20 protein-coding genes are annotated in these 20,560 nt (G+C 52.2%); 1 reads left to right on the forward strand and 19 read right to left on the reverse strand.

The genetic code is table 11. The features are described from left to right. Nucleotides 1-92: 92 nt before the first annotated feature. On the reverse strand, nucleotides 93-632 hold the full coding sequence (locus H7U37_RS01120; protein ID WP_204872951.1) for an SLOG family protein: 540 nt from the start codon (nucleotides 630-632) through the stop codon (nucleotides 93-95). Between the two features lie 133 nt (nucleotides 633-765). Here H7U37_RS01120 and H7U37_RS01125 point away from each other — a divergent pair, with 133 nt between their 5' ends. Next, nucleotides 766-1,101: a helix-turn-helix domain-containing protein gene (locus H7U37_RS01125; RefSeq protein WP_204872953.1), complete on the forward strand. Its 336-nt coding sequence runs from the start codon at nucleotides 766-768 to the stop codon at nucleotides 1,099-1,101. A gap of 39 nt (nucleotides 1,102-1,140) precedes the next feature. Here the strand turns inward: H7U37_RS01125 and H7U37_RS01130 are convergent, their stop codons facing one another. The 18 genes from H7U37_RS01130 to recD2 form a co-directional block, all read right to left on the reverse strand. Beyond that, nucleotides 1,141-1,569, reverse strand: a complete 429-nt coding sequence (locus H7U37_RS01130; RefSeq protein WP_243414181.1) for a hypothetical protein — start codon at nucleotides 1,567-1,569, stop codon at nucleotides 1,141-1,143. Between the two features lie 5 nt (nucleotides 1,570-1,574). Next, nucleotides 1,575-2,486: a ParM/StbA family protein gene (locus H7U37_RS01135; RefSeq protein WP_117777621.1), complete on the reverse strand. Its 912-nt coding sequence runs from the start codon at nucleotides 2,484-2,486 to the stop codon at nucleotides 1,575-1,577. A gap of 177 nt (nucleotides 2,487-2,663) precedes the next feature. Continuing rightward, entirely contained in the window at nucleotides 2,664-3,296 is a 633-nt protein-coding gene (locus H7U37_RS01140; protein WP_007713100.1) for a hypothetical protein, read from the reverse strand. A gap of 4 nt (nucleotides 3,297-3,300) precedes the next feature. Further along, a complete protein-coding gene (locus H7U37_RS15555; RefSeq protein WP_243414182.1) occupies nucleotides 3,301-4,044 on the reverse strand; it encodes a hypothetical protein in 744 nt (247 codons plus the stop codon). Between the two features lie 9 nt (nucleotides 4,045-4,053). Continuing rightward, entirely contained in the window at nucleotides 4,054-5,766 is a 1,713-nt protein-coding gene (locus H7U37_RS01145) for a hypothetical protein (RefSeq protein WP_243414183.1), read from the reverse strand. Beyond that, nucleotides 5,763-7,883, reverse strand: a complete 2,121-nt coding sequence (locus H7U37_RS01150) for a hypothetical protein (protein ID WP_204872955.1) — start codon at nucleotides 7,881-7,883, stop codon at nucleotides 5,763-5,765. The genes H7U37_RS01145 and H7U37_RS01150 overlap by 4 nt, the downstream gene beginning before the upstream one ends. A 20-nt stretch (nucleotides 7,884-7,903) precedes the next feature. Then, complete coding sequence (locus H7U37_RS01155; RefSeq protein ID WP_040411900.1) at nucleotides 7,904-8,128, reverse strand: hypothetical protein; 225 nt, start codon at nucleotides 8,126-8,128, stop codon at nucleotides 7,904-7,906. Nucleotides 8,129-8,204: 76 nt separating this feature from the next. Continuing rightward, nucleotides 8,205-10,226: an NAD-dependent DNA ligase LigA gene (gene ligA / locus H7U37_RS01160; RefSeq protein ID WP_204872957.1), complete on the reverse strand. Its 2,022-nt coding sequence runs from the start codon at nucleotides 10,224-10,226 to the stop codon at nucleotides 8,205-8,207. Continuing rightward, nucleotides 10,226-10,546 carry a hypothetical protein gene (locus H7U37_RS01165; protein ID WP_007713133.1) on the reverse strand — a complete coding sequence of 107 codons (321 nt, stop codon included), beginning with the start codon at nucleotides 10,544-10,546 and terminating at the stop codon, nucleotides 10,226-10,228. The genes ligA and H7U37_RS01165 overlap by 1 nt, the downstream gene beginning before the upstream one ends. A gap of 76 nt (nucleotides 10,547-10,622) precedes the next feature. Next, nucleotides 10,623-10,766: a hypothetical protein gene (locus H7U37_RS15560; RefSeq protein ID WP_243414184.1), complete on the reverse strand. Its 144-nt coding sequence runs from the start codon at nucleotides 10,764-10,766 to the stop codon at nucleotides 10,623-10,625. 13 nt (nucleotides 10,767-10,779) lie between these two features. Next, the gene (locus tag H7U37_RS01175; RefSeq protein WP_204872959.1) at nucleotides 10,780-11,262 is read right to left on the reverse strand and encodes a hypothetical protein; all 483 of its coding nucleotides are present in this window, start codon (nucleotides 11,260-11,262) and stop codon (nucleotides 10,780-10,782) included. A gap of 65 nt (nucleotides 11,263-11,327) precedes the next feature. Beyond that, on the reverse strand, nucleotides 11,328-13,520 hold the full coding sequence (locus H7U37_RS01180; RefSeq protein WP_243414185.1) for a PcfJ domain-containing protein: 2,193 nt from the start codon (nucleotides 13,518-13,520) through the stop codon (nucleotides 11,328-11,330). Between the two features lies 1 nt (nucleotide 13,521). Next, the gene (locus H7U37_RS01185; protein ID WP_007713138.1) at nucleotides 13,522-14,067 is read right to left on the reverse strand and encodes a DUF7666 domain-containing protein; all 546 of its coding nucleotides are present in this window, start codon (nucleotides 14,065-14,067) and stop codon (nucleotides 13,522-13,524) included. Between the two features lie 11 nt (nucleotides 14,068-14,078). Beyond that, a complete protein-coding gene (locus H7U37_RS01190) occupies nucleotides 14,079-15,074 on the reverse strand; it encodes a Cas9 inhibitor AcrIIA9 family protein (RefSeq protein ID WP_243414186.1) in 996 nt (331 codons plus the stop codon). 39 nt (nucleotides 15,075-15,113) lie between these two features. Continuing rightward, nucleotides 15,114-15,377 (reverse strand): ribosomal-processing cysteine protease Prp, encoded by a 264-nt coding sequence (locus H7U37_RS01195; protein ID WP_087376819.1) that lies wholly within the window; start codon nucleotides 15,375-15,377, stop codon nucleotides 15,114-15,116. Next, a complete protein-coding gene (locus H7U37_RS01200; RefSeq protein WP_204872963.1) occupies nucleotides 15,374-17,152 on the reverse strand; it encodes a YodL domain-containing protein in 1,779 nt (592 codons plus the stop codon). The genes H7U37_RS01195 and H7U37_RS01200 overlap by 4 nt, the downstream gene beginning before the upstream one ends. 38 nt (nucleotides 17,153-17,190) lie before the next feature. Then, entirely contained in the window at nucleotides 17,191-18,210 is a 1,020-nt protein-coding gene (locus H7U37_RS01205) for a hypothetical protein (protein ID WP_204872965.1), read from the reverse strand. Nucleotides 18,211-18,279: 69 nt separating this feature from the next. Continuing rightward, nucleotides 18,280-20,553 (reverse strand): SF1B family DNA helicase RecD2, encoded by a 2,274-nt coding sequence (gene recD2, locus H7U37_RS01210; RefSeq protein WP_204872967.1) that lies wholly within the window; start codon nucleotides 20,551-20,553, stop codon nucleotides 18,280-18,282. Between the last annotated feature and the right edge of the window lie 7 nt (nucleotides 20,554-20,560).

Consider the following 20,560-nt stretch of genomic DNA (forward strand, 5'->3'; position numbering starts at 1 on the left):
TATAAAGGATGGCTGTGGTGGTCTTAGTTCCACCACAGCCATCCTTTTTACTTCTTATAGTAATAGTCATATCTATTTGCGATATACTTTTATTAACCTATTCTACTAATTTTCCCCGTATTTGGATGAATCAGCACAAGCGGCAGTCTGCGGGTCTTTGCAATCCGCATTGCTACCCGTATGCTACCCGCTCCCTGCGGATCATTATTATACACTGCCACCAAGCAGTCGGCGCATTGCACCATGTAAACTGTGCGCTCTTTATACCCCTGCGCTCCCACTCCCCTGCTACCCATTACAAATTGGTCGCAGTTCTCCTTTAGGCGATGCAACCTTTCACGACTTTTGGGGTCCCATCGTTCGTCATGACCTGGAAAGGGATACACAAGCACAATTTTCAATTTCGGGCATTCTTCCTGCCATCGCATTTCCAACAGGATCTCACCGGCCCATAGATCGACACCAAGTGCTCCACCGACATAGTACCGACGTACTCCACGCCGATACAGTTCCATAAAAACATCATGCAACCGCTTCTTCAGACGCTTGCACGAAGTCATATATTCTTGATATTTGAATTTAAACTGCGTAGGCCGTTGACTAACAACAGCACACGAATAAAACTTGTCCATCTCATCTCCTCCTTTTTCAATAGTACAGTAATATAGCTCATTATACCTGCTATGGCTGAATAAGTTCAACTATGGCCGCTTAATTTTTTGTGTTATGGCGGATAAAATATAGCTATAGCATGGAGGGCTGCCAATGGGTGAATTATTAAAAGAGATGGGCCAGCGAATGCTGGATCGCCGCAAACAACTGAGATTAACACAAGAAACTCTGGCTAAAATGGCACATGTAACCCCGCAAACTATTTCAACTGCCGAACTGGGAGCAAAAGCCATGCGTCCTGAAACTATACTGAATGTCTGTGAAGCATTGGACATCAGCACAGACTATTTACTGCGCGGTCGGGTCATAGAAGACGATGCACGCCTGCTTCATCAAAAGATTTCTTCATTGACACCCAGCCAGTACCGCCATCTGGAAGATATTATTGACAGTTATATTGCTGCCATTCAAGAACAGAAAGAGGTATAGGATGAGGCTTTATCTGTCTCCCCTATACCTCTTTCTTTATTATCTACGGAATGCAGCCATTGTACTGGCTATCAGGTTGCGGGTCACATCATCAATCTCCGGCGCTTCTCCCACTTCCGGTATATACTCTGGCTTCTGCGCCTGTACATTTGATGTCGAAGCCGCTTTCCCTTCTTCCATTCGGCAGACGCCCGAGGCAGGAGTAGGCTTTTCGGTTTGTCCTGTCTCTTGCCGCATGATCTCACGTACAATGGCTTCGATGGCGGCTCTGTCAATGACCGGAGCCATCGCTTTCAAAGGCTGTGGGTCATCTGCAAAATTCGCATTATAGTATGTGATTGCGTTGGCAATATACTGGGATTTGCTATGAGGAGGCTGAAGTTCCAACAGTTCAACGGCAGCCCGCTGTACGGGGTCGCCAATATTGAACCGCAGAGAAAATCGCCCCCGTTCCTTTTTGGCCGCCATACCCATCACCTACCCGCCGTTTCCAGTCGATAGAGGTATTCAAAACCGGCCGCATTGGCATTGATGTTCGTGACGAACAGCGGCGTCCCCACCTTACCAGAAGCTTCAATCTGCCGGCGCAACAGGATCGCGCCGCCGCCCACAAAGACCACCTTACTGTAGCGAAGATCCAGCATCCGCTCCCGGAGCGTACTGAACAGGTCGTTTACAAATTCCTGTGCCAGCCGCTCCACCAAGCGCACGGCTTCAGCCGGATACGAGGTCTTCCTGCCAGCAAGAATTGCATCCACATCGCTTTCATCCAGCAGCAGATCCAGTTCCGAGTTTCCTCTGGACCTGATCTTATTGTAGAGCAGAATCACGCCGTTTTCCAGCGAATCGCAGGAGGTAAGATCAGCTTTTCCGTTTTTCAAAAGAAGATAATCCGCCGTGAAACCGCCGATATCCAGCACCACCGCTTTCGGGTCATCCATGAGCGTGTGAAGCATGGTTGCCGCCGCCGCGTACGCCTGAGGGTAGCAAACCACATCGGTAATACGGATGGCGTAAGGCTTATCCCGGTACACGAATTCCACGATTCCATCTCTCTTGAAATAATCGGTAAACTTTTTTGCCTGGGCGCCAAAATGTGCCGGCGGCAATCCTACCGGCAGCTGGATATTGTAGAGTTCCTGCTTACCGATTTGACGCGCCTCCAATTCCTCTGCGATAGCAATCAGCGTAAGTACAAAGAAGCGATCATCTTCCGTCTTGTCCTTCCGGAACGGGATGCGCTCGTTGGAAAGCGTGTAGTAATTTCCCCGGTATTGCAGGCTCTGGCCAAAGGGTTTTGTAATGCTCTGCTGCAGGCCGGAAACAAACGGGCTGCAGTGGACGGTTTTGATTTGCTTGTTGCCATGATCGACACCAATCAACATAGGTAATTGCCTCCTTTTTTGCTTTATACATATCCTTTACGCCTGGATGACGCCTTTCTCAACAGGAGGTCAAAAAAACACAAAGCCTATACCATGGTAAAACAACGATACCGCCGGGAGAAGAATTTTTTCTTCTCCGGCGGTATCGCATCCATCCGATGTAAATCAGTATATATTTTATGTGTGTACGCTGTATCGAGCCTTTGCTATGTCTTCTATTCCATGCAGGATGACGGCGCCGCAGATTCCTCTGCCATAAGGCGTATACTCCTCAAAAAAGAAGCTGTACGGCTGGCTGTCATCATAGAGGACAATCTTTTCCGTGCCGCGCCACTGGAAATGCTGTTCCAGGATCTTCCCCAATTTGTGACGCAGAAGCCGGCACCCGGTAACCTCATGGAGATTTTTCCGGCAGCGGAATTCATATCGGCGTGTTACCAGTTCCGGGATGGAGAGCTGGCGCCACTCGGCACCATCCATATCCTCTCCGGCCCCTGAAAAGGCGCGGAATGGCTCATAGGGAATCCGCACATCCTCTTTCCAGCCATGCACCTTGTCGTTGCCATCTTCCTGAAGCCATGTGAACCGGATTTCCAGAATCTGTGTACCATCCGGCCCCTTTGTCAGCCGCAGACTGGCAAAGGAACCGCAATCACTCGTCAGTACCCTTTTATTCGGCTCCTGCTCCAACTTTTGCAGTTCGCTGCGCAGGATGGCAAACCGATGCGGAGACTTTTTCTGCCATGAAATGGTGCGAATATAAAGCAGTTCCTTGTCGCACCGCACTTTTATCATAGTCCGGTCATTCATATGTTCATTCCTCCTTTTCAGGGAGCGCCCCTGCGGTATGCAGGGCCGCCCGTTCTACCAAAAATGCACCTTCCACATATTTTTCTTTGCGAGAGGTCGTTGCTGCGCCGCCCAGGGAATCGAGATACTGCTGCCCGTTCTTAGATTTAGAGATATACACATAAAACGGGCTGCTGACATACTGATCCCGTGCATAACAGTTGACATACCTCCTTGCCAGAACAGAGACTGCCCCCAGCTCCGCAGCCTTCTGCGTTGCCAGAGCGACGGCCATCTCCATGACCACTTGTTGCTCATCGTCATTGATGCCGGTGGTGTAAATGCGCTCCAGAAACAGCACCAGCTTCTCACTGACAATACGACCGCTCTCGGTTGTGTTCTCTCCGGCCAAATCAGCAAAAGAAAGCATCAGTTCTGTCGGCTTTTGAAACGCCCCTTTCGTCAGGCGAATGCAGGCGCGGGCCACGATCTCATCACCTTTTCTGATCAGGATGATTTTCTTGTTGGAATCAAAAGCCGCCAGCAGGCACTCTCGTTGGCTCCCCGTTCGGTAAGACAAGCAGGTGCCATAGGGCAGCTCGCCTATCTGAATGGTGTGGTAGAAATCATCCGCTTCTTCGGCAATAAACTTGCCTCGCTCCAACGCAAGGTTCTTTTGCCATGCGGTCTCCTGCTGCTCACTGATTGGGTGGTTAATTTCCCTGCGCAGATCGTCTGCGAAATATTTCAGCACATAGAACTGGCCCATGAGTTCAGCCTACACGATTCTTCTGAGTGCCTCGATAGCCGCATCGTTTCCCTGCAGGTAGTTATATAGCGGAGTCACCAGGCTACTGCCTCCTCGAAGCAGGAAGTCTGTGATACGATTTTGGTTCTGTTTCACAAACTCGTCTGAAATGGAGAGGCTTTCTTTCAACTGGGCCCAATCCATATCCGTGGTCAGGACAGAGGCGCGAACCTGCGGCCAATTTTCACACCCGGCAAGCAATGGCAGGTTTCTGGCCGCAAAGACCGCATCCGTTTCCGTCTGGAGATCTGGGACAAAGGGGCAAAGCTGGGTGTAATGAAACAGCATTTGCATAGCTGTCCGCCTCGTCAGCCCGCGAATATGTCCGAATCGCTTCCGATACCATTCGCTGAACGGTTGCTCCAGCAGGCATTGAGCCAGCTGAGTCAGTTGCTCATCCTCCGTGTATCGGCTGACCAGATCCCGCTTGAGGAGCTGGCGAAGCGTGAGCATACGCTGGTCTACCGGGAGCGGGGTCAGCTTTGCATACAGGCGGACATAGATTTGGTCCTGCTGCCACAGCAGCCGCATCTCTTCAAAGGTGTATTGCTGTCCTTCCTCCAGGCAGTCAAAATAGCTGTCTGTGCGCTTTGCAGCATCGCAATCCTGCAAATTCTTTTCTGACAGGGAATTGAGATTGCAGTGCTCACAAAAGCAATCTTCAAACAGGAGCGCATAGCGGCTCAGAGAAAGGAAAATCTCACTGTTCTGATCCACCAACTGTAAAAAGTGCTTTTTCCTGTGTTCCACCGCATAGACAAGGATTGGAAACTGATACGAGCGGATCGCGTCAAAATCCAGATGGAGGCAACCGGCATACAGCGCATTCAGGTAACTGACCTGGTTGCACAAGATTTCCTCACGCTGTTCTTTGTTCAGCGGTGCTTCCTGTCTGATGAACCAGTTCAGGTCATACTGTCCCGCACGGTTTTCAAACCAGCGTTGGAAAAAGATACTCAAATCATCTGCATCATGTTCAAAGACCTCCAGCAGCTGGCGGAACTTCCCGATATCGGTCTCCCGCAGCCATTGAAGCGCTTTCAGCCGGCCAGAATCAAGAAACACGGTCACGCCCTGCTGGTACAGCAGGCCGAGGATCTTCTGCAGCGGTGTATTCTGCTCCAGAAGTACCAGCGTCTCTTTTTCGTTGCTATGCCAGTTGAACAGGCAGGCGCCAAGAAATGGAAAGCGCATCATGTCCCGCTGATGTGCGGTCAGTGAAGAAAGACCTTTCCAATCTGCAACAGGAAAAAGCCAGAGATTATCCAGAATAGCTTTTTCCTCTTCTTCGTACTTGACATAGGGCAAATAGTATTTCAAATACTCAAAAGTCAGCGCCGTTGGAACATTCAAAGACGCTGCCTCCAGTACCTGTTCCGTCGGATACTGTGTCAGGCTCTCATGGCAGTCATCTGCCGATTTGAGCATCGGTTCGATCCTGTCATCCTCGATCTCACAGGTACACAAAGCATGGTACAAATCTGCGAACTCACCGCATTCAACCAGTTTCCGCTGAATTTGGGAGCTCCTGTTTTTCTTCAGCCGCGCCTGCAGTTCCAGCCGTTCGACCTTTTCGCACGCCCCGTCCAACTCGTTCTCAGAAAACAAGCCCGTTAGGCTCAGCATCAGGCCGTCAGTTTCCATGCGGCCCAGCAGAGACAAATGTTTCATCGTATTGGTCATGCTGCTGCACCTCCTTCGATCATGTTTTTCACCATATCCAATAGTTCTTGTTTTGGCCTGGTCTCGTACTTTGCCAGCATTCCGCACAGCACAAAGAAATTCTGTGTGTCTATCGGCGTCAGTTCCTGCACACAGCCGGCAGGCCATTCCAACAGTTTTTCATAGACCATATTCATGGCTTGCTGTTTATCTTCTTTGTAATAATACTTGTCTGCAAATTGAACCAAAGACATCGCACTTCCGTTATAGATCTGTGCCAACTTTTCCTTTCTTTTCAAAAATTCCTGCTGCTTTTGCAGCATCTGCTCCTGCTCTTTTTTCTCTGCAGCGGCTTTTCGGTCGGCTTCAAGTTCTTTTTTGGAATAGAACCGCTTTTTCAGGCAGTTGCCATCATAGCCTCCGCTGTTGCCCCGGGCAATCAGCTGCCGCAGGACAGAGGCCAGGGTGGGCCTGTCGTAGAGCCGCTGAATCGTCGGGTCCTTCAGTGCGCTCCAGACAAATGCCGTATAGTGTTCCGGCTCCATTTGAAAAAACGAAGAGTCCACCCATTCGTAGAGCTTTCGGTGCTCCTCTGGGCCAAGGAAAGGCCGGGCAATTATGGTGCGAAAATTCTCGTTTCCGTAACCACCAGTATTCTCGCAGAAAGAGCGGTGAAAATAGAACCGATCTCCGAAAATCTCCTGCAGCTGTGTAAATCTGTATTGGTTCAGTAACTTTTCGACAAACCGATAGCATTTCCAACTGGAAATACGCAGGGCATAGTCCCGAAGAAGCTTCAAAGGGTATGCGTATTCACCCTCCGCTCGGTGTTTCTCAAAAAAAGCCCACAGGTCGATTTTCTTCGTTTCCACCAGAAGGGTAAACGCCTCCTCGGTGTGCTGCCGAAAGCAAGTGAAATACTCCATGTAGTCGGCTCCGGTCAGTTGCTTATACCGGGCAAGCCACTGTCCAGTAGTTGCCGATCCAAGCGAGCGAAGCATTTGCATCGTGAACAATTCCAAATAGGTGTCCCGCTTTAACTCGACTGCCAGGCAGTCATACTGCGGATCAAACACATCGAACCGATAATTAAATGACTGCTTGATGTTTCGGTTCATCCAAAGGATAGTTTTGGAGGAAGACGGTGAAAGGCTTGAATTTACAGCCGCCCACAAATCCCGATTGCCCTCATATTTGATGGAGAAATCCTTGTAGCGGGTAAATAGCCAGCCAACATATCCATAGAGCGAATCCGGCAATGCTTCCGGGCAGTTGAGCAACATCTTGCAGCACGCCGCCGCAAGTTTCTCGGCAGGAATGCTGTTAGAGGATAGCCGATAAGAAATTCTATCCATCCACATTGCGAGTGAGTTTGTCAGAATGATTTCATCTGCTCCGTATCCAGCTGCGGTCAAAACTGCAAACTCCCGGCTGTCCTGTTTCATATTCATACAAGGAAGCTTTACCAGTGTTCGCAATACAAGATCTGCCTTTGACCGGCAGGCCTTCACCTGCTCAGCGTATGTGCGGATAAACCACTCCAGCACACCACAGTTAAAAGCCAGCGGCATCGTCCGCTCCGGACCAAACAACCGGAGCAGCTGTGCGTGCATCACCTGATATCCTTCCTCCCGGTCATCAAACAGAGAAAGGACAAACAAGGCTTCTTCTGTCTTGGTGTATTCCGTCTTTGCCAGGGCATCCAACAGGGCACGCTGGCGCACAGTATCTTCCTCCAGATGATACAGAGCACCGCTCAGGTACACATCCCCATCAGCGATTCGCCGGATTTTCTGGAGAAAGCCACTACGCTGACTGCCCACAAACATCTGGTCTGCGTGGAGTGTGCGTGTAACGGCAAGTGCCAGTGCCAATGCACGGACAATACGGATATCTGTGCCCAACTTTTCCTCAAACCGCTCCAGCACCTCTCCAGGATAGCGCAGGCTATACTGCTCAAAATAGATAGAGACATCCACATCTTGCTGCCAAATCTGGGCAGCTGCGATCTGGCGATAGTGCATCCTTGCCTTGTCGTCCTGAGAAGTCTGTACCACCAGTTCGGCAAAAGCATGATACAATGTCAGATCAATGGCTTTCTGATAGGCCGCGTATGCCGGCATGATTTCTTGATTCACAGTTGTCCCTCCTTTCGTGATTACCTGGGCCAGTGGCCCCCAGTGGAGTAGTTCCATTCGATGGTTCCATCGTCGTACTGGAGAATTCCATGCGCCTGCAGGCTCCAGCCATCGCGCACTCGCGTGAAGAGCGCCGTCGTTTCACACGGCCGGATTGCTTCGGCAACACTGGTGCAGCGATATTCACTGCCGTTGCGATTGGTATAAGTCTGGTTCACGATTGGCGTGATATAGGTTCTATCCATATCAATTCCTCCATAAAAACAGGGGGAGAGCGCCGAATTATGGTGCTCTCCCTGTTGTTATTGACTGGCCTGGTGTTCAGGCCACGCCTGCCATACGGAAAAATTCCTGTGGTTCCAGCACAGTGACACCCAGTTCCCGCGCCTTGGACAGTTTGCTGCCGGCCTTCTCGCCGCAGACCAGATAGTGGGTCTTACGGGTCACCGAGCTGCCAGCAATCGCCCCCAGCGAGGCGATCAGGCTGTTCATCTCATCGCGGGTGTAGGGTTCCACCTTTCCGGTCACCACAATGGTTTTCCCGGCAAAGGGATTGTCCTGCGTGTTGTTTTCCGCAACCGGCTGCACCGGCTTCTGGATCTTCATCATCATCTGCAATTCCTCCCAAATACAGAAATTTTCTTCTTTGCTGAACCACTCATGAATATTATTGTGCAGCGCATCTCCAAAGTCCGGGAGCTGCCGGAAGTCGTACCCGGCATAAACGGCATCCCGGAACTCGTCCAGATTACCGTGGAATACCTGGCAAAGAACGCCGCTGGCGGTGTTGCCGATCATGGGGATGTCCATGGCAATCACATACCGCTCAAAGGTCGTATTCCGGCTCTGCTGAATGGCGCTCCAAAGGCGCTGCCAGGATCTTTCTCCAAAGCCGTCCATACGCACCAGCTCGTCTTTATGCTGATCCAACCGGTAGATGTCCAGATAGCTGTGAATCCACCTCCGGCCAATCAGTTTTTCCAGCGTTGCTTCGGAGAGTCCCTCAATATTCATCGCCTTTTTGCCGACAAAATGGACAAACTGCTTGAGCTTTCTCGTCTCGCAGCCAGCATTGTCGCAGAACAGCGTCTTGATCGTGCGTTCCTCGCCGTTCTCATTGCGCCCTCTGGTTTCGTGGATACGGGTGGGTTCCCCGCAGCAAGGGCACCGGTGAGGGTATGCGCTTTCCAGCACAAAGCCGCCGCGGTCCAGATTGTCTTCCACATGAGGAATGATGAGATTCCTTTTCGATACCAAAATGCGGTTTCCCGGCATCAGCTCCAGATCTTCAATAAAGGAAAGATTGTGCAGGCTCGCTCTGGACACCTCACAGCCATCGATTTCCACCGGCGCAAAGACTGCGACCGGGGCAATCTCGCCGGTGCGTCCGGGCGTCCATTCAATCATCTGAAGCTTTGTTTCAAACAGATCATCCTCAAATTTGAACGCCAGTCCGTCCTTATAGTGGTGGCCTGTACGCCCGCAGCTCTTGGCGAAGGCCACATCATTGTAGGTGACAACGATGCCGTCGATAGGAATATCCTTGTCTCTGGCATACTGCTGCAGCTGCTTGATTCCATCCTCCGCCTCTGCCTGCGTCAGCGTTCGCTTGGTCACCAGATACTTGCAGGGGGTAAATCCCAGCGCAGAGAGCTCTTTCAGCCGCTCCGACTTGCGCGGCAGGTTTTCAAATCCCTCCAGCACAGTGAACGGCATGAACATCAGACGCCGCTCCATACAGGTCTTGGCATCCAGCAGGCGTACCGAGCCAGCCGCCAGATTGCGTCCGTTTTTGTAGGTCTCTCCGTTATTGTCCACCAGCGAGGCCTTCAGCTGTTCAAAATCGCTGGGTCGAATGAATGCCTCCCCGGTGATCACCAGACGATCTTCATATCGGATATGCGCAGGTATGCCGCCAATGGCGCGGGTATTGTGGGTCACGATTTCGCCCACTTCCCCATCGCCTCGGGTAGCAGCTTCCAGCAATTCGCCACCCTCATAGGTTAACTTGATGGTGAGCCCGTCCAGTTTGAGCATGAACATCACCTGATGCTCGCCCATGAAGCGGCACACCTCCACAATGTTTTTTTCCTTATCCAGCGACAGCAGCGGGATTGGATGGTTGGTTTTCTCCAGCTTGCTGATTGCCGGATACCCCACCGTACTGGTAGGAGAGTTCGCCATCTGGATGCCCGTCTGCCGCTCCAGGTCTTGAAGTTCCTCAAACAGCCGATCATAGACAGCATCACTGATGCTGGGCGCATTGAGATTGTAATACTCATGGCGATAACGGTTGAGCCGGGCAGTCAGATCCTGCTGTTTCCTTATCAATTCCTGATTCATCACGCTACCTCCTCATTCAGTACACGAAACGCAATGATCAGCGTTTCTTTTCTGTTGCCGCCGTAGGTGAACGAACTGCACACACCATTTTCAAATGTCCAGGTGCTGGCCGGCCCCCACCAGAGCATGGCGCCGCGGCCATTATTGCCGGCATCGATCTTGTCAGCCGGCTGATTCAACACCTTCGTGCAAAATCCATTTGAGGTAATCCATGTGACCTCACGCAGTTGATTGATGCACTCCGTTCGGCGATGATCAACGATTTGCAGACGGATTCCGGGCCGCAGCGCGCGTTTCAGCTGATTCAAATTTTCGATCATGCGACATTCTCCTTACTGTTCCGTTTTTCCTTGATAGCGTAGCGGCCAAAATTCAATTCATGGATAATGCGTTGGATCACTTCGTCATCATCCCATGCGGCAAAAAGAGAAGTCCGCTCCGGCCTTCCCCCACATGGACACTCACCTGTCCACCATAGATCTGCATCAACACATCCGTGCGTTGGGCACAGACGATTGACAAATTTCCAAGCTGTTTCATAATTTCTCCTTGTTCACACAACATGCAGCCAAACCATGACAGGACGGCGAAGGTCTGCAGTCGCATAATGCTTTCTGATATTGACAGGACGGTAGTGCCCATCCAAATCGCATTCAACGCTTTGCTCCACTCGGCCTTTATCCCGGGCCAGTTCTTCACGAACCGCCTGCAAAATACATAGGCGAGTTTTCAATGTGTCGCTTTCTCTGCAACGAAGCGAAGGGCAATACACATATTCGTGCGGGTTCTCTTTGAGTATGAAGCCATAGGTCATATACTGACGGCATTTACGCTCCCGCTCCCGCTCGATGTGTTTCACATAGTCCACGGCGCTTTTAACCCCCTCCGTCAAACAGAGGTATCCCATCTGCTGGCGCTGTTCATCGGACAAGGGAATCTCTTTTTTCTTTTGTCCCGGCAGCCCCTTATAGATGTGGAAGCTCTCGGGAGCATAGCGATAACCGCGGATGTTGTACTCAAATTTCAATTTGCTCAATGTAAAACCCCTTTCTTAAATGAATGGCCGGACGCCCCAAGGGACGCCCGGCCATTGAACCTGTCTCACGCGACTGCAGGGAGTGCCTGCGGCTGTATGACTTCCGTATTTTCCATTAAGTCGGCCAACAACACATCTGCCAGCAGACGGCCAGCCAGATGCCCAGTGTGGATAATCACACGGTCTTTCTGCATCTGGATAAATTCTTCATTCCGCAGCTCACGGCTCCGCTCGGCCAGCTTCAGGTCGCGGCCGGTAAGACGGGCTGCTATGACCTTCTGCCACTTCAGCAGGAATTCCGTTGCCTGTTCGATGTCCTCATATTGGCGGTCAAACAGGGTACGTTTCTGCCTCACAGTACCATCCGGCTCGATTTCAAGCGTGTAATAGGGGTCTTCCGGTTCATCCGTCCGGCGAAGGAACATGATGAAGCTCTCCCGGCGCTCGATGCGCTCATAATACCGCTCGCCGCTTCCGTCATTTCCGACGCAATGGTGGAGCATACGCCCCTCTTTGATGATGGCAAAGATGTTTTGAGGCGCAAGCACTGTGTAGTCGCCATCGCTGTAGGCATATTTTTCCTGCAGTTCCATGCAGATGTCGTTGACATGGGGATATTTCGCCGCCATTTTCGACGCCTGCTCCTCCAGACTCCCAGCTTCACTCTGAAGGACCAGTTCATCGTGCCGCTGGCGCAGTTTGCGCACACGGTATACGATCTCATCACTGGTGTCATAGTGCAGCCGTTCTGCCATAGCAAGGTAGTCCTGCCAGGTGGTCAGCGCCTGCTGGCAGCTGCCATCGAAATACTTCTTTTGCCGTTCCAGATAATTTTTGATCTGTACCACACTCATGCGGTCTGCGATAAACACCAGATCCCTGGGGCTGATCCGTTCTTTTTTGCTCCAGCACAGCATTTCATTCGTGATACACTGTCCCGTCCGCTTCTCAAGCTGCAGCCAGGCTAAAGTTTCTGTGTCTCCGTCCAACTGGCGCAGGCGGCGGAATTTGGGCGTATCCAGACCAAGAGCTCGAATCAACCCTGGCTCGTTCGGATGCAGAACCAATTTTCGCACACGGTCACAGGAGTTGAAGCACTCGTTGGTCAGCTTCGGCAGTCCAGCCTTCCAAATCTGCTCCATCTGGGGAAGTTTTTCCCATACCGCCAAGTATTTTTCAGGATCAGTGATGGGATGGCTTCGTACCCACTCAACCAAGCCGGTCTGGCGAAGTTCTTTTTTCCCAAGGCTGGGCAAAGTCTTTCCATACACCCGGCCAGACTGATACCAGCTATAGTTGTAATAGCAGGGGCTTCCTATGATCCAGCGCACTTCTCTTTGGCAGTACATTCCCCAGTAATAAGATCGGATTTCTCCGCTGCGGTCATAAATCGAACGCCGGATCTCATGCCAATAAGGTTCACTATTGGGCAAACTGTGCTTTCGATAGGTCCTGTTCGCCCAGAATTCTCGGACAACAAACCCATCTCTACACCGCTGGATAAGATAAGCATAATGCCTCTGCGTCTGAAAATAGCCAGTGCGGCCCAGCGCCTTAAAAACAACGGGATGCCGGCAACGGATGCAATGTCCCTCTTTGTTGTGGTAGGGATGCCCGGAAATAGGCACCTCCTTCCCGCAGAAGGTGCAGTAGCCGGTTTTTGCTCCGTCGCGCTTGTAGTAGTAAAATATAAAATTTTCCCGCACGGCCACCTTGTCGGCCCAACGGCCCCAGTCTTTCGGCAATTCCGGTACCTGAGCAAGATCTTTGTCCCACGGGTCGGTGATTCGCCTATGACGCTGATCCAGCTGTTCTTCTCTCACTTTTCTTTGAAAATCGAGGATGCCGAAGTATCCGCCACGTTCGCTGGAAAAATACTGCTGCACCATATCTGAGTCTCCTGTACTCACCCAGCAAACCGCATCATAATCCTGTCCAGGCCATTCCAGTCTGTCCAGCTTGGCATCTCGCCACTTCTTATCCAAATAGTCATAGGTAAGGAATTGGCGCTTCTTTTTATCAAGAAACACCTCATAGGCGGGATTGTCCCCATCCAATCGAAGATGATCCGGCAGATAAAGCGCCACCTTCAAAATGCCGTTCTGAACCATGCAATTCATATAGCATTTATACTTCCGACGAATGCGGGTGTACCCGGAGTAGGTTCTCACTTTTTCCGGCTCGTCTTCAAGTGCCACTTTTTTCATTTCCGGGGATGCCGTCAGTTTTGGCATCCCCAGAAGAATAGATTTCTTCAATTCATTTCACCGTCCTTTTTTCAAGATCGGCTCCATACCACTCATTGGGTCGGAGTTTCTTCCCATCAATGGTCGCCACCACAATCTGCTGGATACAGCCGGTGACCGGATCTTCCTTGGCAAACGCTAACACATCACCTTTCCGGCTGCCTTGTGCAACAGGGTCAACACCACGCACAACAGCGTATCCACAACACGCCACAGCTTTGTCCTTCTTCACATGGCTGTTCCATTTCCGTTTCGGATGATCGGCCATAAACGCAAGGCCAAGGGTGAAAAGTTCTTCCTTGGTCAGCCGCCTAAGAACCGTCAATTCAGTGCAGGAAATCTTTGAGTCAAATTCGTCTTCATCAATGTCGCCGCCAGCGTTGACGATATAGTATTCCGAGTGATCCACATCACTGTAATAACTCAGGCAATCCAGAGGATCTTCCGCACAGTGAAAACCGTTTTGGCGGCAGTTGGCTTCTTTGGTTACGTTCAATCCCATCTGGAACTGATAGCCGATACAAACCATGCCAGGATGAAACCCTTTGTACGCGATCATACGCTGCCTCCTTACCCAGCTTTTGCCACGCTGAAATCCAGCAAAGACATCTGGCCATCAGTAGAAGGCTTCTTTTCCGGCGCCGGCTTTGGTTCCGGCTTTTTCTTTTCGGCGGGCTTCTTTTCCGCCTTCTTTTTCTTGCCGGTATTTCCGGTAGTCTTGCCAATATAGGGCTTCGGCACAAACTTTTCCTCCTGCTCCTGGTCCTCCTTGGCATCCGGGTCGCGGAAATAATCTTCCGCCCACTGGTAGCACAAATCGTCCGGAATATCGCAGCCATAGCCTTGGCCGCCCTGTCCGGGCTGGATACCACTGGCCCTGAGCTCGTCCTGAACATAGTCCCACGCCTTCCGGCTGATGTACTGGAAGCAATGGATCATGGTTTTCTTCGGGTGCATGGTGAGCCGGGCAAAAGCCGGATCATCCAGGCAGAGCGTCTGGATATACTCCGAAACGCACTCCTTCATATTCCGACGGGTCAGCTTTTCCACATCCTTACTGACACGTTGCATGGAGGCGGATACCACTTCATCATCGCTCATGGCGGCAAGGCGGTCCATCTGCTCCTGCAGGGCCCGCTTTTTCTCCGCCTGCTTGGCCTCCCATTCAGCCTTGCGTTTTGCTTCGGCAGCCTCATGCTCGGCACGGCGCTTTTCTTCATCGGCATCCTTGGACGCACCATTTCTGACGGGCACATCCGTTTTGATGTCAGCCGCATCGTCACATCCGCCATCCTCTTCCACGAGGTCATCCTCCGGCGCTTCCATCATCTCAGCGGAAACGGAGGAAGCCGCATCAGAACCAGGCTGTGGTGCAGCTTCGTTCAGGGGCTGGACAGACGAACTGCTGACCGGAGGCACCGGCAGCTCGTCAAAGCTTTCCTCTTCCTCAAAGGCATTTTCGCCCGTGAGTGCAGTTGCCGACGGTTTGCGTCCCTCCTGCATACCCAGCGACATTTCTGAAAAATATCCCATAGTGAACTCCTTTCTGTAAACAAAAAACGGCATGGACGGGCCAAAGCCCATTCCATGCCATCGTTACCTGTATCACAGCACATAGAGCAAAGTGCTGAAGCTGTCAAAGCAGTAGCAGACCACATTGGGGTACTGCTCCGCCCATTCTTTGATTTGTTCCTGTACTGCCTGCGCCACCAGCTGTGCCGAAATATTCCAGGGCGGCGGAACTGTCACCGTGAAATATCCCTGTTCTATGTTGGGGCGAACATCCGCATTCAGCTGAACGCATTGCTCCAAAAGTGCCTCCAACTGTCCCTTCTTCGTTCCATTTACAACAACCATCAATTTGCTCATGCTCCTCCCGAAGCCTTCTTTTTGGCGAGCATCGGAGAAAATTTCACCTGCTGAAACTGTGTATCTCCGTTCACATAGTAGTAAATTCGTTTCATGGGATACTCCAGTTCCACAACATCGGAAAGCGACATTGGCCGTCCGTTGCAGTCTTCTGGCAACTCCACGCTGAGTTCTGAAAACAGGCGTTTCAATACCTCGGCATCACTTTGATTGGTAGGACAATAGACTTCCCCCGTCCAGACCATACAATATTGAGCCGCGGGCGGCTGCTCATAGCCGGCCTTTCTTACCGCTTCCATATCCTTGAAAGCAAAGGGAATCGCTCTCTGCTCGTCCAGTTCCAGCTGATAGAGCACAAATCGCTGTTTCCTGCGCTGGGGTTCCAGAAGGATGCCAAGCGCCTCCCTGCCATGGCGCAGAAAAGCTTCATGCTCTTCCCGGGTCAGGCCCAAATATTCGGTCAAACTGATATTCCTCTCCGCCAGGTGCTGCCATTGCTCGGTGCAGTCCTCAATATGCGCCAGTTCACACCAGCCATTGAGATACTGTTCTTTGAATGTCTTTTTTTCCAACTCCTTTCTCCGTTGATTTTCCCGGCGCAAGGCCAGCTGCCAATCATCAAACCCCTTATAGTTGGGATTCCAGGTCAGCCGTCTGCAATTCATTCCGTACTTTCGGGCTGTCAGGTAGATTTTTGAGGCTCCCGCCATGGTCATTTGGTTGCTGTACTTATCCATGTCGTGGGCTTCTATGATTTCCTCCGTTCCGTTCTGCGCCAGAAGGGCAAATAACGTGTCCAGCGGATTTGTGTTATTGGCTCCGGCAATCGCAGCAAAGGTACGCCCAGTCAAACAATGGGATATGTCGGCTTTCAGCAGCCCCTCGATGACATAGACCACGCGGGCAGATGGGTCGCCGATCAGATGTACCGGGCTTCCCGATGATGCACCGTCCTTCCTTGACGAAGAAGAGAACCAGATGTATTTGGCGCCAGCCTTTTCCGGCGGGTCATCTTTGTCCTTTAGCGGCACATCCAACATGATTTGAAACCCCTGCAATCTGCCGTCAAAACCAACGGCTGGAATCAAAATTCCAGATGTTTTTTTATAGAAGGCCATGGTCCAGTAGCCGCAGTCATCGCGGTAGAACCCCGGGACACCTTCCACCTTACAACCCATTTTTATCAGACGCGCCGTAATAGAGCGGCACAAAAAGGGCGGTGGAGTGCTCTTAAAGCCCAGCGATTCGATTTGTTCATCAGACAGCCCGCGCTTGGGCGAACGAAGATGCTCCCTATGAGCTGGCCGCAGTGTAAGCTGGGCCAACAGCAGGGACAGCGTCTGATGGATCTCCGCAGGACTTGCTTTTTCTGACTGCGGCACAGTTTTTCGCTCGGAAGTAGAATGACGGCCGGCGTCAGCCCGGGCCCCCGAAAGCGAGGACCCGGTGCTGACCGTCAGCTTAGGAGCTTCATTCCCGGAGCGTATATGTTCTTCATGGCAGTTGTCGCACAAAGCTTCTGCTATTTCCCAATAAGCGTCCGAGGTCGTCGTATTGTTGAGCCGTGCATACAGCCCAAGCATTCCGCCATGCTCGCCGCAGTAATTGCAGCGCCACACATTTTTGACGAAATTGACATTCATCTTACCCCGACGGTCGCCACAGAACGGGCAATCCACATAGACACTATTTGACTGCTGGCGCCTGATACGCAGGTGCAGCAGTTCCACGACATCCATGATATTGAACGGAAATTCATCCGGGTATGAGCCCATCTGTCATTCCTCCCTTTGTACCCACGCTGGGGTTCATATCAGCCGGCCTTCTGGAGAGAATCGAGCACCAGCTGGGCGGCAGCGCGCACCAGGTTGTTCTTGCTCTTGCCCGGAATGAGATAAAAGCGCAAATTGACCGGGCGTTTCTCCGCCACCTGTGCAATCGTCATGCCACGGCAGATGCCATCATCCACAACGACCTGTCTGGCCTGTTCCAGCGTCATCACCTGCAGAAGCTCTTCCACAGGAGTATTCTGCGTGTAGGCCGGAGCCTCGTCCTGCGCAGGCGCATCGTTGCCCTTGGGTTCGATTCGCATCTCAGCCTTTTGGGCGGGCAGCGGCAGTTCATCCGTCTGCTCCACAGCTCCCGGCTCAGCGGCAGCCATCACAGTATCCGTGGGCACCACTTTCTCCGCCTTAACATGCTCCACCGGCAGCCGCTGTTCCACCGACTCCACAGGCGGGGCCGTCACAGCCGTTTTCAGGGCCACAGACGCCCTCTGCTGCGTTTTAAGGTCGCTGGCATGGGAATCACCAACAGTGGGCGCAACAGGCTTCTGAGGGGCGTTGACAGGCGCCTGACGCGGTTCCGTGCGCTCCACCTGAACAGGGACAGCCTCAGCCGCCTTTTTCTCGGCGGCATTGGTTTTCTTCTGCTCGGCGGCGGCCTGTGCGTCTGCGTTGATAAGCTGAATACCGAAGCCGGCATCCGTGAGAGCCTGACTCAAAGCCTCATTCTGTGCGCCTCGGATAAAGTCACGGTTGTCCTGAAGCTGCTGTTGGGCCACGCTCATGCTGAAAGGCTCGGCATCGCCACGATCCAAAAACACCCGGGCCTCGAAAATCGCCATCTGTTCGGTGATCCGCAGCGCCGTCACGCGCATACGGCCATTGGGATGGGCCATACGGAACCACAGCTTCTGATAGGGCAGATCCAGTCTCATGCTGTCCTTGGTGCGGCGGAGGAACTTGAGCGGGTCAAAGCCCGGCACCTTGTTCAACTCTGCTACGGCTGGTACGGCCTCATACATGGTTTTGGGATTGCTGCTTTCGTTCATCTTGCAAACTCCTTCCTGTTAAATAAAATAGGAGACGCACTGTGCTTTTTCTGCACTTTGCGTCCCTTTTTAACCTGCATGTTTCAATTCTTTTTTCGCTTCATTCGGGAGCGGAATACCGGCACGTCTGGCATAGGCCTTAAAGTACATATCGATGCGTGCGCCCAGCAGCGTATTTCGCTTGCTGATCTCGTTGCGGTGAATCGCCATGAACAGCACCTGCTTCTGTCCAATCAGCACCACACGCTTTTTAGCACGGGTGATTCCGGTATAGAGCAGGTTGCGGTAGAGCATGATGCTATGCGCTTTCAAAAGCGGCATGATAACCGTTTCATACTCAGAACCCATAGACTTATGGATGGTGGTGGCATAGGCAAGGTCCAGATTGACCATATTCTCTACGCTATATTCCAGTTCCCGGCCAACTCCAAAATCGAGGCCCACACGCTTTCCGTTCTCCCCGTCTTTGATATAACGGATAAAGCCCAGATCGCCATTGGATACCTTTGCGGTGTTCTTGGTCTGCATAATACGGTCATTGACCCGAAAAACCTTGACGCCGATTTTGATCTCGTCTTCGGCGGATCGGAACGGGTTGACCACTTCACGGATTGCCTTATTGAGCTGTTCCGCCGATGCCGCACCTTCTGAGCGAAAGGGCGACAGGATCTGCACTCGGTCGATGCCGCTTTCTTCAATCTCTCTGCAATAACGGGAGATGATCCGCTCGGCGGCATCCGCCTGGTTATCGCTTGCCATAAACATAAAATCCGGCCCATAGTACAGCTTGGTATTGCCCTCGTTGATGAACTTGGCATTGTAGGCAATCAAGCTGTCTTTGGACTGACGGAAAATCTGATCCAGCACGGTGACAGGCACCAACTCACAGTCGATCAGCTCACGGAACACATTTCCGGCTCCCACGCTGGGGAGCTGATCCGGGTCGCCTACAAGTACGATTCGTGCACCGTCCTTGATGCGCGAGAAGAATTTATCTGCCAGCCACATATCTACCATGGAAAACTCGTCCACGATGATCAGGTCAGCCGACAACGGCTCCTGTTGTTTGGTTCGGTTGACATCGTCCTCTTCGCTGCCGAGGCCCAACCCGCTGTGAAGCGTCCGGGCCATATCAAAGCCGGTGCTCTCTGCCATACGACGGCTGGCTCTGCCCGTCGGCGCCATCAAGACGATTTGGCCGTCAGGGTACAGCCGGCGGTATACCTCCAGGATCGTTTTCAGAACCGTCGTTTTGCCGGTACCGGGAGAGCCTGTGATAATGGAAAGATTGTGGCGATACGCCGCATAGACGGCAGCCTCCTGTTTGGAGGACAACACCACGCCCATCTCACGCTTGACCCGTTCCAACACCCGCTCAATCCGCTCCGGTTCTGACGGCTCCACCAACCGCATGGCAATGCGGCGGGCGGTTTCGTCCTCCTGTGCAAACACCCGGGGCAGATAGATGTTATCCTTGACTGCCACCACTTCTCCTTTAAGGATCATGTCTTGCAGCACATCTGCGACTTCCTGCGCCTGAAGGCGAAGTGCCGGCACCGGAATCTTGTTGTTGAGCAGCCGAAGCGCCTCTTTCTGCAGGGTTTCCCTGAGCAAGAACAGGTGCCCTTTAGCTCCTTTACCATCTTCCAGCGCCCAGAACAGCGCACCCTTGACCCGCATGGGGGCATGAAGGTCACCGCCGTTCTTCTGAACAATGGCGTCTACACGCAGAAAGCCAAACCCGGATATCTGGCACAGCTCAAACGGACTCTTTTTCAAGATGTCTACGCTGGCAGGCCCGAAATACTGATAAATCTTGAGCGCAGTTTTCGGCGTGATTTTGAACGGGGAAAGCAGGGTCATCAGATCCTGCAGCATCCGGCTCTTCGCATAGGAGGTCTTGATGTCCTCCAGCTTGCTTTCCGTGATACCTTTGATTTCCAAGAGCCGTTCCGGCTGGTTTTGCAGAATATCCAGCGTGTCCTCGCCAAACCGGGCGACAATCAGCGCGGCGGTTGCGGGCCCGATGCCTTTGATAAGACCCGATGCCAGATACCCCTCCACACCGCTTTTGGTGCGGGGGACGATCTCACGCCACTGTTCCACCTGAAGCTGCATACCATACTTGCCCTGCTTCCATTCACCATCCAGTTCCAGCTCCACCGCATCCGTACGGGGCAGTTCATAACCGGTCGCCACAAAACGGATCAGATGGTCTCTGTACCGCCGGGTAGAACGGGCCTCCTGCGGCACCTCTTTGTCGGCAGTCTTCACACTAATAATGCAGAACCGATTTGCCGGGTTGTGATAAATCGTCCCGTCATAAGTTCCTCTGTGGATCACTTCTTTT

This window comes from Pseudoflavonifractor phocaeensis, assembly GCF_016901735.1.
Classification (GTDB): domain Bacteria; phylum Bacillota; class Clostridia; order Oscillospirales; family Oscillospiraceae; genus Pseudoflavonifractor_A.

Excerpts from the sequence above, each read along its gene's own strand:
- H7U37_RS01130 (WP_243414181.1), bottom strand. The coding sequence starts at position 1,569 with ATGGCGGCCAAAAAGGAACGGGGGCGATTTTCTCTGCGGTTCAATATT.
- H7U37_RS01190 (WP_243414186.1), bottom strand. The coding sequence starts at position 15,074 with ATGCCGTTTTTTGTTTACAGAAAGGAGTTCACTATGGGATATTTTTCA.
- ligA (WP_204872957.1), bottom strand. The coding sequence starts at position 10,226 with ATGAATCAGGAATTGATAAGGAAACAGCAGGATCTGACTGCCCGGCTC.
- H7U37_RS01135 (WP_117777621.1), bottom strand. The coding sequence starts at position 2,486 with ATGTTGATTGGTGTCGATCATGGCAACAAGCAAATCAAAACCGTCCAC.
- H7U37_RS01120 (WP_204872951.1), bottom strand. The coding sequence starts at position 632 with ATGGACAAGTTTTATTCGTGTGCTGTTGTTAGTCAACGGCCTACGCAG.
- H7U37_RS01200 (WP_204872963.1), bottom strand. The coding sequence starts at position 17,152 with ATGGGCTCATACCCGGATGAATTTCCGTTCAATATCATGGATGTCGTG.
- H7U37_RS01185 (WP_007713138.1), bottom strand. The coding sequence starts at position 14,067 with ATGATCGCGTACAAAGGGTTTCATCCTGGCATGGTTTGTATCGGCTAT.
- H7U37_RS15560 (WP_243414184.1), bottom strand. The coding sequence starts at position 10,766 with ATGAAACAGCTTGGAAATTTGTCAATCGTCTGTGCCCAACGCACGGAT.
- H7U37_RS01125 (WP_204872953.1), top strand. The coding sequence starts at position 766 with ATGGGTGAATTATTAAAAGAGATGGGCCAGCGAATGCTGGATCGCCGC.
- H7U37_RS15555 (WP_243414182.1), bottom strand. The coding sequence starts at position 4,044 with ATGGGCCAGTTCTATGTGCTGAAATATTTCGCAGACGATCTGCGCAGG.
- H7U37_RS01145 (WP_243414183.1), bottom strand. The coding sequence starts at position 5,766 with ATGACCAATACGATGAAACATTTGTCTCTGCTGGGCCGCATGGAAACT.
- H7U37_RS01155 (WP_040411900.1), bottom strand. The coding sequence starts at position 8,128 with ATGGATAGAACCTATATCACGCCAATCGTGAACCAGACTTATACCAAT.
- H7U37_RS01195 (WP_087376819.1), bottom strand. The coding sequence starts at position 15,377 with ATGAGCAAATTGATGGTTGTTGTAAATGGAACGAAGAAGGGACAGTTG.
- H7U37_RS01205 (WP_204872965.1), bottom strand. The coding sequence starts at position 18,210 with ATGAACGAAAGCAGCAATCCCAAAACCATGTATGAGGCCGTACCAGCC.
- H7U37_RS01165 (WP_007713133.1), bottom strand. The coding sequence starts at position 10,546 with ATGATCGAAAATTTGAATCAGCTGAAACGCGCGCTGCGGCCCGGAATC.
- H7U37_RS01140 (WP_007713100.1), bottom strand. The coding sequence starts at position 3,296 with ATGAATGACCGGACTATGATAAAAGTGCGGTGCGACAAGGAACTGCTT.